This window comes from Paraburkholderia sp. BL6665CI2N2, from assembly GCF_004366535.1.
Lineage (GTDB): Bacteria > Pseudomonadota > Gammaproteobacteria > Burkholderiales > Burkholderiaceae > Paraburkholderia.
The window spans coordinates 512,853-526,897 of sequence record NZ_SORC01000002.1 but is presented as its reverse complement, the minus strand read 5'-3'; the positions used below and the strand labels follow the sequence as shown (position 1 = coordinate 526,897).

At 59.1% G+C, this 14,045-nt stretch carries 9 protein-coding genes and 1 pseudogene; 2 read left to right on the top strand and 8 right to left on the bottom strand.

Translation table 11 applies throughout. The features are described from left to right. Positions 1–345: 345 nt before the first annotated feature. The 4 genes from B0G81_RS40070 to rfbC all read right to left on the bottom strand — a co-directional run bounded on the left by B0G81_RS40070 (position 346) and on the right by rfbC (position 4,977). Complete coding sequence (locus tag B0G81_RS40070; protein ID WP_134143756.1) at positions 346–2,595, bottom strand: polysaccharide biosynthesis tyrosine autokinase; 2,250 nt, start codon at positions 2,593–2,595, stop codon at positions 346–348. Between the two features lie 14 nt (positions 2,596–2,609). Continuing rightward, positions 2,610–3,059: a low molecular weight phosphotyrosine protein phosphatase gene (locus tag B0G81_RS40065; protein WP_134143755.1), complete on the bottom strand. Its 450-nt coding sequence runs from the start codon at positions 3,057–3,059 to the stop codon at positions 2,610–2,612. A gap of 37 nt (positions 3,060–3,096) precedes the next feature. Continuing rightward, positions 3,097–4,332, bottom strand: coding sequence for a polysaccharide biosynthesis/export family protein (locus B0G81_RS40060; protein ID WP_166679189.1), 1,236 nt, complete (start codon positions 4,330–4,332; stop codon positions 3,097–3,099). A 96-nt stretch (positions 4,333–4,428) separates the two neighbouring features. Further along, complete coding sequence (rfbC, locus tag B0G81_RS40055; protein ID WP_134143753.1) at positions 4,429–4,977, bottom strand: dTDP-4-dehydrorhamnose 3,5-epimerase; 549 nt, start codon at positions 4,975–4,977, stop codon at positions 4,429–4,431. Positions 4,978–5,505: 528 nt separating this feature from the next. Here rfbC and B0G81_RS40050 point away from each other — a divergent pair. Both B0G81_RS40050 and B0G81_RS40045 read left to right on the top strand, forming a co-directional pair. Further along, entirely contained in the window at positions 5,506–6,768 is a 1,263-nt protein-coding gene (locus tag B0G81_RS40050; protein ID WP_134143752.1) for a DUF1972 domain-containing protein, read from the top strand. Positions 6,769–6,884: 116 nt separating this feature from the next. After that, positions 6,885–9,047, top strand: a complete 2,163-nt coding sequence (locus B0G81_RS40045; RefSeq protein ID WP_134143751.1) for a hypothetical protein — start codon at positions 6,885–6,887, stop codon at positions 9,045–9,047. 346 nt (positions 9,048–9,393) lie between these two features. Here B0G81_RS40045 and B0G81_RS40040 read toward each other — a convergent pair. The 4 genes and pseudogenes from B0G81_RS40040 to B0G81_RS40025 all read right to left on the bottom strand — a co-directional run. Beyond that, positions 9,394–9,963 (bottom strand): annotated as a pseudogene (locus B0G81_RS40040) (helix-turn-helix domain-containing protein); the annotation flags it as partial. Positions 9,964–10,151: 188 nt separating this feature from the next. Beyond that, positions 10,152–11,420 (bottom strand): hypothetical protein, encoded by a 1,269-nt coding sequence (locus tag B0G81_RS40035; protein ID WP_134143750.1) that lies wholly within the window; start codon positions 11,418–11,420, stop codon positions 10,152–10,154. Beyond that, a complete protein-coding gene (locus B0G81_RS40030) occupies positions 11,421–12,920 on the bottom strand; it encodes a lipopolysaccharide biosynthesis protein (protein WP_134143749.1) in 1,500 nt (499 codons plus the stop codon). It lies immediately after the preceding gene. Beyond that, positions 12,914–14,026 carry a glycosyltransferase family 4 protein gene (locus tag B0G81_RS40025; protein WP_166679188.1) on the bottom strand — a complete coding sequence of 371 codons (1,113 nt, stop codon included), beginning with the start codon at positions 14,024–14,026 and terminating at the stop codon, positions 12,914–12,916. The genes B0G81_RS40030 and B0G81_RS40025 overlap by 7 nt, the downstream gene beginning before the upstream one ends. Positions 14,027–14,045 lie beyond the last annotated feature (19 nt).

Below are 14,045 nucleotides of genomic sequence, written 5' to 3'. Positions count from 1 at the left end.
AAAGTGCGCCGGTGATAGCCGCTGTGCCGATCTCGCGCGGAGCCAGCACCGCGATGCTCGACAACGACGCCGTTTTTCAAACAGACCCATGTTACGAAAGGCGGACTGCGGAACCAACAGAGTGGCCGAATCAAGCCACATCTTGGCTGTTCCGGGAAATCGTATTTAAATTAGCTATCCGATCTATATCGAATACGTCGAACCCGTGTTTCCGCGCCCGGTCTCCCGACTCGCTGGGCCTGCTCCGCATGCTGTCCGCGCCGCGATCGCTGCCCCCTTCAAGGCAAAGCGCGCTCGACGAAAGCGCCGCGGTCAGTGCCACACGCTGCCGCAGCGCTGCTTCATTCAACCTTGACGACGATAACGGTAGCCGTAGCCATAGCCGTAGCCATAGCGGGTCGCCTGGAAGCCGTTGAACACCTGCCCCGTGACCTTGATGCCCGCTTGATGCAACCGGTTCACCGTTTCGATCAGTTGATGCCGGCTAGTCAAGTCGGCACGCGATACTACGAAGACGGCGCTGCAAACCTGTGAGACCGTCACGGCGTCACTAACCGGCAGCACCGGCGGCGAATCGACAATGACATAGTCGTAAAGGGCCTCGGAATCTTTGAGCAGTGCAGCGAACGCCGGCCGCTCGAGCAGCTCACCCGGGTTGGGTGGCAACACGTCGCCGGCGGGCAGGATGTCGAGCCCGTCCAAACCAGTCTTGACAATAGCGTTGTCGAGCGTCGCGTCGCCTGCGAGGACGTTGGATAAACCGATATGCGCCGGCTCCAGCGAGAAATACCGCTTGAGCCCAGAACGACGCATGTCCGTGTCGATCATGAGCACACGCAGATCCTTCATTGCGAGCAGATAGGCGAAGTTCGCGGCGACGAACGTTTTGCCGACACCCTGGGTCGGACCAGTGAACAGGATCGAGCCGCCTTCCTTGCCATGCAGGGCGAATTTGAGCGTGGTTCTCAACGAGCGTAACGCTTCCACGCTAGGATCGGATGTATCCCTGCCGGCGAGCAACATCATTTCACGCTTACCATTCTTGTGGCTTTCCTTTGCGATCTCCAGCTCACCGGGGCTGGACGGTACGACCGCGAAGATCGGCACTTGCGCCACACGTTCCACATCCAGCGGATCGCGCAGTGAATCTTTCATCGCCGCCAGCGCTTGCGCCGCAACGAAGGCAATCAACAATCCTCCGAATACGCCGCCTGCGAGCACAATCGGGACCTTCGGCCAGTCCATCAATTCAGGGGGCACCGCGAAATCGATGACGGATACGTTACCCGTCGTTCCGGCCTCGGCAATCTCGAGCTGCTGCGCGTTGGCCACCAGCGCTGTATAGAGCTGAGTGTCCACCGCCACGTCGCGCGCAAGACGGAGGTAGTCCTGTTGCGTCGAAGGCAACGCCTGCACTTCCTTGTCGATCTCACGCAGCCCCTGGTCCAGTGCCGCGTCCTGTGCCTGCAACGTCTGAACAGCAGGATGGCCGGCACGGAATTGCTCGCGGGTCGCCTGCAGGTTCAGATCGACGAGCGTCTTCTGCTTCGTCAGATCCACGGCACGTGTGAGGAGCGCCTCCGTTTGCTGCTCCACATCGATCGTTTTCGTGCGAATGCGATACGAGTTCAAACGATCTTCTGATTGTTCCAGCTCCTGACGGAACGCGGGTAGCTTGCGATTGAGGAACTGGAGACTCAGACGCGACTGTTCGGCGCGGTGACGGATGTTCAGCGCCACGTAAGCGCGTGCTACCTCGTTAGCAAATCGGGCAGCCAGGTTCGGGTCGGTATCCTTGAAGGACAGCGCGATCATCGACGAATCCTTCGTCGTCTCTTCGACCTTGATGCGTTTTTTTATCGCCTCGATCGTGTTCTGAAGTGACGCTTCGACAAGCTTGAACGACGTGCCAGAACGTCCCCTCAGCGCACGCACCTTGATCGAGCCTTTGCCGGGACCATAGTCGGTTTGCACCGTGAAGTCCACGCGCTGCCCAACGCTTCCCGACGCCACAGTCACGCCGTCGCGATCGTCGAGCGTCCAACGGTCGCCGCCCTGCGCATGCAAACGGAATTTCTCGCCATAGAGCGTCTCGGGCACGTCGAAGGCAGCCAGCTCCAGCTTCTCACCGCCCCAGGCAAATCGCGTGAGACCGAGTGGCGCATCGGCGAGACCATCGGGAGGTGTCGCAAAGCGCGCATAGAGGCGGCCCAGTACCGGGATGCGGCTCACGGACACTGCGGTTCGCGCCTGCGTGACATTGATAGCCTGCTCGAGCACAGCGCGCGAGGCGACGATGTCGAGCTCGCCGTCGATTGGCTTGTTAAGGCTAAGCGCACTGGCGACGTCCGACAACGCGCCGAGTGCGGAGCCCTGCTGCTCGTCGACCTGAATGAGCGCGTCAGCCTTGTACACGGGCGAGGCGACCAGCACATAGAGAAGCGCAAGCGCTGCAATGCTTGCGGTCACGCCTGCGAACAAACGCGAATGGCTCTGAACGTTATGCCAGAGCGTTAGAAGGCTGACATCCTCTTCGGCGCGGTTGGGCACCATGTTAGGCATCGGCATGTTATGCAAAGTCGATTCTGACTTCATGGTAGGTGTCGTCTTCAGTTGGCAGGTTGCATAGAGAACGCGGGCAGCCAGCTACTCGCACAGCGCTCGATGAGCGCCAACGACGCCTCGAACAACGCCTCGCTACCGCCAACCGGGTCGTCGACTTCACTTCCAAGCCAATGACCCAGCGTCCACACCTTGCCGGTGGCAAACGGATAGCGTCTGAGCACTTCCCGGCGTTGGGCCGTCTCCATGACGAGTACGAGGTCGGCCCAATGCAGCATAGGGGTCGTCAAGCGCGCGGAAGAGGATTCGGCAGGAATCGCGTAGCCCTTCGCGGCAAGCAGTTTGTGCGCGATCGGGTGGATCGCCACCCCGCTCAACGCCTCCAGTCCGGCTGACTGGACGGACGCTCCCGATGCATCGGACAGGGCATGGCGGAACACACATTCGGCGAAGCGACTTCGGCACACGTTCGCATGGCAGATCAGCAGCAGATTCAAAGTTGGCTCCCTATGTCGTTCATGGTCGTCGCGCGCACTACTTGAATACCTGAGATCCGAAGTACAGAGAACTCGCGAACGGCAGCATCTGCGAGATCACGCGATAGAAACGGGTCACATGCGCCGCGTCGACGAAGACCACGTCCCGTGGTTGCAACTGAAACTGATCCGCTAGCACCAGCATGCCCGGCGAGGCCGCATCGAGATGAAACACCTCGACTGTGCGGTTGAGTCCCTGGCGGAATACGTAGACTTGCGAGGCGTTAGCGGACAGTTGACTGAGACCGCCGGCATCGGCGATCGCTTCAGACAGGCTGAAAGGGCCCACCGGCATCACCTGCGATACGGGCTTCGTGACCTCGCCGAGTACGAACACTTTCTTGAACCGACGCTCCGGTACGTTGACGACGTCGCCGTCCTTGAGAAGTACGTTTTGCGAGAGATCGCCGTTATAGAAAAACGCGTACAGATCGAGTGGGAACACCTGACCGCCCCGATTTAGCGTTGCCGCCCCGAGGTCCGCGCCATCGCTATATCCACCCGCGCCCGAAATCGCGTCCGCCACCGTTTCCGGCGTATCCGTTACCGCGAGCGAGCCCGGCGCCTTGACCGCACCCGACACGTATACCTTCTGGCTACGGTACGACGAAATCGTGACGTCGAGCTGCGGGTTCTTCACGACCTTGTTGAGACGGCTAGTGAGATCGGTACGAATCGCGTCCGTGGTCTGACCGGCGACTTTCACCTTGCCGACATACGGGAAGTAGATCGTCCCGTCGGGCTGCACAACGCGGCCCACCGGGTCCAGGTTGCCGCCCGCTGTCGCCGAAGGCACGCTGGTGCTTTCGCTGCCGCCTACCGAAACGATCGAGGTATTTAAGGCGGAGAACCCGGGGTTATTCAGTTCCGGCCGATCCCATACGATCACCCGCAGAGTATCGCCGCTCCGCACGAGGTAGGTCGAAGGCATACTCGGCGGCAGACGCGGCGAGATCGGTCCTGCAGCAGCCGGGCGCGACGACAGTTGCGCGATCAAGCCGCCATTCACCGGGTGCAGGCGGAACGTGATGCCGCCCTGGACGAGTTCCGTCGTCTGCGGCTCGCCCCCCGTCTGTGCGCTCGTATCCTGAGAGGGTGGTACACCCATATAGGAACCGGGCGCCAGCGCGCATCCGCTGAGCGTCAGCAATGCCAATGATAAACCGAGTGCGGCTTTCGACTGTTGCGTCAAGCGAGACTTGAACGGTCCGTAAATGAAAGAGTTTTTAAGCAATTGTCGATCCTTGACTGCTTGAGCCGTTGCACCACAACCGGAGCACGTGTCACGATCCCCGACGCCTGACACACCCGTGCCTGACATCGGCGTGCATCAATAGACTTCAGCCGAATTGAAATTCACACCCTCGGCATCATTGGCCGCTACCAGAGGCATGCCGTCGATGTCCCATTCAATACCGATATCCGGGTCGTTCCACAGCAGTGTGCGTTCGTGCTCGGGGAACCAGAAGTCGGTTGTCTTGCAGAGAAACTCCGCGACGTCGGACAACACCACGAAACCATGCGCAAAGCCTGGGGGAATCCATAGCTGATGCCGGTTCGCAGCAGAGAGGCGCGCACCGACCCAGCGGCCGAAAGTCGGCGACCAGCGGCGCAGATCGACGGCGACGTCGAATACTTCGCCGGCCACCACTCGCACCAGCTTCCCCTGCGGACGCTGGATCTGATAATGCAGGCCGCGTAGCACGCGACGCGTCCATATCGAGTGGTAGTCCTGCACAAAATGAAAGCCACGCGCGACTTTATCTTCAAACTCGTTCTGATTGAAGCTCTCGAAGAAAGCGCCGCGCGCGTCGCCGAACGCCTTCGGCTCGATCAGCTTCACATCGTGAATGGCAGTGTGTTTTACGTTGATCGTCATGGCGCGACACCGAGAAGAAGCGAAGACAGATAATGCCCATAGCCCGTCTTGCGAAGTGGTTCGGTTAGCGTATCGACGCAGAGGACGGGTTCGCCATTGCAGGCCAACCAGTCTGCGACGAAGTTTGCTCCGATGAAACTGGCACCACCGGTCACAACGATCATCTCGAGCCCTCGCTGATTGTTGGAAATGGCACGATCGCCTGGTTCTATTCCGACACGGTCAGTGTGTCACTCTCGGCAGTGACGCACCGCACGAATAGGACGCTTAGAGGATGGCTATGTTAGGACCGATGGCGTAGCCGATTCGGTCAAATCGTTGGCGCATTCAGACATCATCTGAGAACACATCAAGATGCCCTTGCTTCGTCCCTGCCAAGCCCGTCGGCCATAAGGATGCGCGCATCACTTTGGCGGAATCGATGATGACAGTGACCGAATTCGCCATGCGCGTTGCCCTACCCTAATGCCTGAGCAACATTTGTTCAGCGCACCATCGGCGCGCAAATCAACGACAGGATCAGGCGATATGCCAGTCAACGAACTTTTCATTTTGGGCACGCGGGGTATACCGGCGCGCCATGGTGGTTTCGAGACGTTTGCCGAGAGGCTTGCGCTCTATCTTACGCAACGGGACTGGAAGGTCACGGTGTATTGCCAGGACGACGTCGGCCAGGCGGAGCAGGTCGAGGACACATGGCGCGGCGTGCATCGGATCACCGTCCCGGTTACGCGCGAAGGTGCTCTGGGGACGATGGAGTTCGACTGGAAGACAGTCCGGGACGCGGCTGAGCGCAAACCTGCTCTCGTCCTCACGCTCGGCTACAACACCGCCGTCTTCTGTACGTATTTACGCTGGCGCGGCATTACGAATCTGATCAACATGGACGGCCTGGAGTGGCGCCGTGAGAAGTGGAAGTTCCACGAGCGCGCGTGGCTCTGGCTCAATGAACGCATCGGCTGCTGGACAGGCAATCATCTGATCGCCGATCACCCTGCCATCGCTGCGCACCTCGCAACACGTGTCAATCGCCGGAAAATCACGACGATTCCGTACGGCGCCGATCCGGTGGGGGCGGCGAGCCTTGCGCCCCTTGAGGCGCTCGGAATTGATGACACGTTCTACGGTCTAGTGATCGCTCGTCCAGAGCCGGAGAATTCGGTGCTGGAGATCGTAACTGCCTTCTCGCGCCGGCCGCGCGGCGCAAGGCTCGTGGTGTTGGGCAAATACGATGGCGAGGCTCATAAGTATCACCGCGAAGTACTTGAGGCGGCCAGCGACGAAGTCGTTTTCCCCGGCGCGATCTACGATCAATCGGCTGTCCGTGCACTACGGCGATATGCACATTTCTATCTGCACGGTCATCGCGTGGGCGGCACGAACCCGTCGCTCGTTGAAGCGCTTGGCGCCGGCAGCGCGGTAATTGCGCATGACAACGTGTTCAATCGATGGGTGGCAGGGCCGGAGGCACGGTTCTTCGCAACGGAGGCAGATTGCGATATGCATATTTCGGCGCTGCTGGGCGATCCCGCTACCGCGCGAGCCATGGGCGAGTCGAGCACGCAGCGCTTCGAAAGCTCATTCCGTTGGGATAGCGTTCTCGCGCAGTACGAGGCGTTATTGCACCGACATATTGGAGGCCGCAAAGGAAGCGCGGCGTTCGCTTCGCGCCCGGCTCATCGTGCTCCGGACCGGAAGCCTGCGCTCGATGCACTTGCGCGAGCGACCAACGCGAGTTCCAGCGTGGCGGCTATGGACAGTATGGAGCAGCTTGACACCAAGGTGGAGTGAGCGTCATGGTGTACTCCGCGCAAAAAGGCTCGCCGCCATGCGCTTACCTGCTTCACTATACGAGCGTCCCGTATGCTTATACAACACTCAGCCGACCTATCTGCGCACCGCTCATCATGACCCGACGTGTTCTTCCGTATGCCCGAAAGACTGTCGCCGCTACCGGCGTTGCATTGCTTTTCTGCTGCTGCAAGTTCCAAGGTTCCGACGTCGTGCGGTACGAGCCGGTCGACCTCCGGGTCATGTCGCCAAGTTTCGTGCTCGTCACCAAACAGTCTGACGCAGCGCTCGGGACCTCAGACCGTATTGTCATACGCGACAGCCATTTCTTCACAGCCGGCACGCCGGGCATCCCCGGAAATCGCAAGCGCGTCCGATTCTTCGGCGTATCGCTAGCACTGTCCGCGAACTTTCCTTCGAAGACTGACGGCGAAGCACTGGCACGGCGTCTTGCGGCGCTCGGCGTCAACATCGTCAGGCTGCATGCGATAGACCAACCCGCGGAAAATTCCGCGGACGGCCCCGTCGGCATGCTACGCGGCGCCGCCAATCCACAACTCGATCCGCAAGCCGTCTCAGACTTGTCGCGATTCATTACTCAGCTAGGACAGCACGGCATTTACGTCGATTTGAATCTGCACGCGAACCACACATTCCCGGCGAGACAACCCACCGATCACATTCCTTTGCAGAGCAAGCCACTACCTATATTTGATGCGGATATGATGTCGTGGCAAGTAACGTACGTAAGGAATCTGCTTTCTGCGCTTCGGCTTCGCGACAGCCAAAATCTCGCCATGGTCGAGATTAACAACGAATCCACCCTCGTCGACAGCTGGCAGGAAGGCACACTGCCCTCGCTGGTTACCGGCCGGTTCCGGGACGAATTGCGAAAAAAATGGAATACCTATCGCAAGGACCGACACCTTACTGCAGCACCTTTGCCGCTTGATCGGCCGGGACTATCCACGGACGATGCTCGCCTCGCAGCCGGTTTCTTCATTGGTCTGGATCAGCGTTACATCGAGCGGATGGTCGGCGTAGTGAAGGATGAGCTTGGTAACGATGTGCCCATCTCAGGCACACAAATCATTCACTCCGGGCGCTGGAATCATGGGGGCTTTGCGAACTTCGATGTGAATAGCGACGCGACCTTCACGGATGCACACTTTTACGTCGACCACTATCTATTTCCGCATCGTCAATGGAACTGGGCCGACTGGCGCATTTCAAACAACTGGCTAGGGGATTCTCCCGAGCAGACCTTGCTCAACACTGCCTTTGCGCGTGTTGCGGGTCGCCCATTTGTGATCAGCGAGTTCAATCAGGCATGGCCTAACCAGCAAGCGTCCGACCTGTTGCCAATCGTCACGCAGTTTGCTGTCGCTCAGGATTGGGACGGACTGATCCTTTATGACTACGCGCACGATCGGGAATGGAACGCCTTCGGTCCGTCCGATTTCAGCTTGCGTGGCGATTTCACGAAGCTCGCTCAATTCGCTCAATGCGCGGCTTACTTTCGTGGCCTGTATCCCGACACCGCATTGAGCCAGTCGCTTATTGCACTCTCACCCGATGATCGTGCCATGGCCGATGCTAACGGCATACTGGGCAATCTCGCGTCCTACCTGTCGGAGCATTTCGGCATCTCGCCGCAAATCCCGATGACCCGTCAGATCGCGCTCGAAAACGGGCCGGAATTCGGAGTGCATTCGCCTGCTCCCCTGGAAACATCGTCCTATTTCTCCTATGACCAGACAGCGCGCCGGTTCACATTCGGATCCGCATACGCCGCGGGGATCTCGGGCTATATTCCTGTCGGTCATCGAGTAGACTCGTCGCTGCTTGAGTTGACTCTCGCACCGGGCAGTCGTGGATTCGCGACTGCGTTCCTCACGAGTCTGGACGACAAGCCTCTGACTGCGTCGCGCCGTCTGCTGCTATCAATACCCGGGTTCACCGTTGGCACTGACGCGACTGGGCCGCAGCGACTCGAAGCCGCAGATCTCCGAGGCAACTGGCAAACGATTCGACCCAAGGAAGGCGAGCTTCCCTCGGCGAGCCTTTACAAAACCGCTGGACCAGCACAGATGGAGCGCATTCCCGCTACTGTCTCCCTGCACGTGTCGGGCGCACGCGGCTCCGTATTTGCGCTCGATATCCTAGGACGGCGCCTTCGGGCCGTTGCTTCCCGGACCGACAGTCAACGCCTGACCTTTGACATCAATCGCGACGGGCTGCCCTTCGCGGCAAGCTACGAGATCAGGGTGGAACGCTAACGCCGCCGGACGCGAACGCGTCCGATCACGGCGGTTGACCGCAGCCTGTCTAGACATCCTGTATGGGTGCGATGCGGAAGTCGCATAAGAGATTGTTGCAGCTGGCCTCGGCCAGCGAGGAAACCGGCTGTTCCGTCAGCCGTACCCTACCGACGTATGCGATCTCGGTAACGAGTTGGGATGAAGCCGCCGGGACAATGTAACCTGCACGAATGTGCGGCATCAAGCCCGTGAGGACGAGGTGCGTTCTATCAGCATCGGGTGGATGAAGTGCTGAGGTGAGCAGTATGGTTAGTAAACGCGAACCACCGGTAAACGCCGTCCGGATGCCACGGGCCAGCGGCTATATCGGCTGGGTGCGGTCCAGCGGCTGGATCTGACTTTTCTCGTCCACGCACAACACCATGGCCTTGAGCGGCGGATCCAGGCACAGCCCGACGATATCGCTCACCTTGTCCACAAAAAATGGATCGATCGAGAGCCTGAAGGTCTCCTGCCGATACGGCTGCAATCCGAAGGCACACCAGGTACGCGACGCGGCTGTCTGCGACATCCTGATCTCGCGGGCAATTGTACGCGTGCTCCAATGAGTCGCTCCCGTGGGTACGGATTGGAGCGTGCGTGCGACGACCACCTCCACCTGCGCGTCCTCGATCGTCCTCGGTACTCCCGGGCGCGGTGCATCGAGCAACCCGTCCACGCGGTGATTGACGATTCGCGAACGCCACTTCGAAACTGTATGCGAGGCGACACATCGTCTTGTCGCGACCGTCTTGTTGTCGATGCCCTCGGCGCAGGCCAGCACAATGCGTGCGCGCTAGGCCAGCGCTTGTGCTGTCTTACGCCGCATCAGTGCCGTGAGCTTTTCGCGTTTCGCTTCGCTCACGACCAGGGGCGCCTTCGGTCTTCCTCTCATCATCGCCTCGCATATTTGCGGATCCTGCAACCCAAGTTGGTACACAACGCAAATAAGGCAATCAATTTTTATTTCGTGTCTAGCGGATCGCGTATGTCACATGGCATGTTGCAGACAATGCCTAGGCATGACCTGCGCCTTATTCTAAAGCGCCGATTCCCAATCTCACGTTCCGGATGCAAACCCGCTCATCGGCTTATGAGTTGCGGCAGGGGCTTTCCGATAAACACAGTCATATAACTTCCAGCCTGCGTGCCGAGTGTAGATGCCAGTACCATGATCAACGCAGTAAGCGGGCTGGCCAGCAGCCAGAAATGCGTCTCCGTCACGCCAAAGAGAAGACAGCTGATTAGCACAACCCCGAAAAATCCGCGGCACCACTGATTGACGTTGGCCATGCGGCGCAAGCCGAACATGGCGATCACGAAGAGCACTAAACCGACGTATCCCTCGCCGTAGACCAGATTAATGTAGAGACCATCGATCCCTGCGCCCCGCGTGGAGCTGTCGGCAAGCAAATTTGCGCCTGGCGGCATCAGACCAACCCCCAGCACGAGATCCTTCGCCGAGAACAGAATGTCTGCGGCGAAGGACAGCCGGCCGCTAAATAACGCATCGATCGCCGCACGGCCAATATCGGAATAGACAAAGTAGGCGATTCCGCAGACGGCGAACATCGCGGAAAGCTTGAGTGCCGCCTTGATCGTCCGGGATTCTCCGTTTACGCTGTCTTTAAGATAGGTAAGCGAGAAAACATTGAACAGCGCGAGTAGAGTCGTGACGACCGCCACGCCCAGCGTAGTACGAGACCCGGTCATGGCAAGCGTGCCGAGGCTAAACACGACGCAGAACAAATCAAACCATCTAAAACCCCGTTTCGCCCCAGTGCCAAATATAACGATGGTCAGCAAATATATCGCGAGAGGATACATAGCTGCGATGTTCGGGTGAGCGAACGCCCAGCTCGCCCCCTTGTCCCAGCCAGCCATGTCCGTGCGATCGGGAATCAACGGGTGCGAAACGATGGCGAGCACCAGCGCAAACACATTGACTCGACGAAACTCGATTAGCCACGATCGCACAGAGAAGATGCGCGGCGCGACGGCAAGGCAACAGGCGTAAGTGATCAGGAAATCCACGAAGAATAGCAAGGCGGTATTGATCTGGCCGGGCGCCCTCATCAACTCGATGAATTTCCAGCCGAACACAAGCATAAATGGACCAATCAGCCCTCGGGACGGGATGATGAACTTCCTGCGCTGCAGGTCCCGTATCGCCATCCGGAATATCAGGATTGAGGCTATCCCCCAGAATCCGACGCGCGAATTCTCTACGTGGAGATCGGAGTACTGATATGCGGGTACAAGTAGCCAAATACAAAACAATATCTTGTCGAGCAGATAGACCTTTTCTCCCGTCGCGCTAAGCTCTTGCTGCAACTGATTCTCCGTATTCATTTAACCACCCATTATCTTCAACCGCCGGCGAGCCGAAGTCACGACAAAGGCTCCGGCCAACGCCACCCCGAACAACGCCACAAAAGACGCACTCGTGAACATGAATTCCCACAGGTCACGGTCGAAATGCCACGACGAAGAAACGCGCCTTGCAAAAAACGAAGCAGCGATGGCGAGAACCGAGACCGTCGCCAGCCGGTCCGTCCGGATGTGCCACTTCACAATCTTTCGGCCCTGTACGGCGCATAGCACGCAGTAAAGCGCACCCGAGACCAGCGCCGCCGATCCGGCTCCGACCCCGCCCAGACGCGGAATGAGAATTACGCTAAGCAGCGCGTTCACCAGCAGCACGATCGCGGCGAACGTGCACATCGTCGCCTTCTTCTCCTTGAACTCCAGAGGTTTGTGGAAAAACGGGCCGAGCGAAAAGCTGAATGCCGATGCGGCCAACAAAGCAAGCAGCGAGGAGGCTGCACTGAACTTTTCACCTAGGAACAGACGCGTAGCCGGCTCGGCTACAGCGTTGACGATAGCAACCAGCGCGACGCCCGCGCACATCAGATAGGTGAGAAGATCGCCCAGCTGCCGCGATGCCGCATGCTCGTTTTTCAGGTTCCACGCCGCCATGAGTTGCGGCCACGTTGCTGCGAGGATCGGCGCCATTACCAGGCTCACCGAGCCCACCACGAGCGTCGACGCCGCGCCGTAGAGACCGGCCGTCGCAGACCCGCTCAGCGCGCGCACCATCAACCGGTCGCTATACATGGCAAGATTCATGAAGATGAACCAGAGCGTCATCGCTCCGCCATACACTCGCAGTTTGCGCAAAACAAGCAGCACGCGTGGCGATCCAAGCTGGCGTAGCACGGCCGGGTCGAAAAGCCGGGCTTGCCACGCGCCAAAGGCAACACCGATGAACTGCGCCGCACCGCAGGCGACTAGTAATCCGCCGACGTTCTGTTGCGATGCACGGCAGACAAGCACCGAAAAACCGATCTTCAGGCTACCGGAACATGCTTGCTGCACCGAATAAGACCACGCTCGCTGCTCCGATTGCAATACGGTTCCTACTAGCGTGAAGAGGGTCTGTGCTGCAATGCCGAATAGGCAAACGAGCCAGAGACCGGCGCCGTGCTTGCTGTCTAGCATAACGAAGAGCGCGATCAAGGCAAACAACGCGAGAAGCGCCAGCATGATGCCGCCCGCACCGAGCAATACCGCCGCCTTGGTATAGGCCGAAGCGACCGCCGACGAGCCAGCCAGATATCGCCCCGTCGCCTGCTGCAGCCACTGCCCTACAACCGAGCTCGCGAGAACGATCACGGTAATGGAAACAGAGTATGTGCCGTATCCGGACGGCGCCAGCCGATGCGTCAAAAGGGAAATCAATGCGATGTTAAGGCCCGCGTTACTGGCAATGCCAAGCGTGTATGGCACATAGGTGGACCAGATCTTGCGTTTGCGGGAACTCCCTGTAGCGTGTGTCAAACGGCTCAGCATTGCACTTCCGCCGAATACCTGTTCTCGAACGCGCGGAGAAGCTTCTGTACCGATGCGTGCAAGGTGAATTGCTTCGCAAGCTCCACGGAGGACGCTGCGAAACTCATGCGTCGCCCGGAGTCCGCGAGCAGCGACATAAGGGCCTGACTCAGCGCGCGAGGCGCCTTGGGTGCGACTACGAGCCCATTCTCGCCAGCCACGACGAAATCCCTCGTGCCGCCGTTGTCCGACGTAACGATCGCGCATCCGCACGCCATCGCCTCCAGCGCTGGAAGACCCCAGCCCTCAGTCCAGCTAGGGCACAGATAGATTGACGAAGCGTTGTAAATCTCTTCGCGCAGCACACGCTTTCCTGGGTTCTGAACGTACTTGATCCACTCGGGCAGAAAGTCCGGCCGGGGCGACGTTCCGAAGAGAATCGCCTCCATGTCGGGAAACTGGGTCTTCGCATGACCGAGCGCCAACACGCCATCGGCTGCCCCTTTCCACGCATGAGGCGAGTACAGCATGCTGACCACGGGGCGCCGGCCCGCGATGGGCGCCGTCACAAAGAATTCGTTGTGGTCGACGGGATTGGGAACCTGATACGCGTCGCCGCCCGATAGATCGTTGACGAGGTCTCTGAGCCACCCGGAAATCACGATCTTGTTCGTCCTCGACTTGAGCGTCTGATTCACCCGGCGCTCCGGGCCGGACCACGTCTCGTGATGCTGGATGAAATAGAACTTCTCACCCTTGCACGCGGGATAGCGCTCTACGTATTCGGCCGTACGCCAGAGCGAAGCCACGACGACGTCCGCGTTCGGGATGTACCGGGAGAACAGCGCGGGCACGACACTGATCTTCACCGCCGGATCGATATTCATCCACGGTACGATCGGTGTGCTCTGCCCGAGCCACCCTCTCAGCAGTCTGGCACAGTCGGCTGCAAGCGAGAGCAGCTTGAGCAAGAGGTTCTTCCGCAGGCTCCACAGAAAAAGCGTCTCCGGATGCAGCACTTCGACCGTATGACCGGCGCTTGCCATGGCATTCGCATACTGATACACGATCTTTCCGCCACCGGTCGGATGTCGTGTCAGCTTCGGAAGAATAAATGTAATTTTCATTGGGTTTTCGACCATCAAC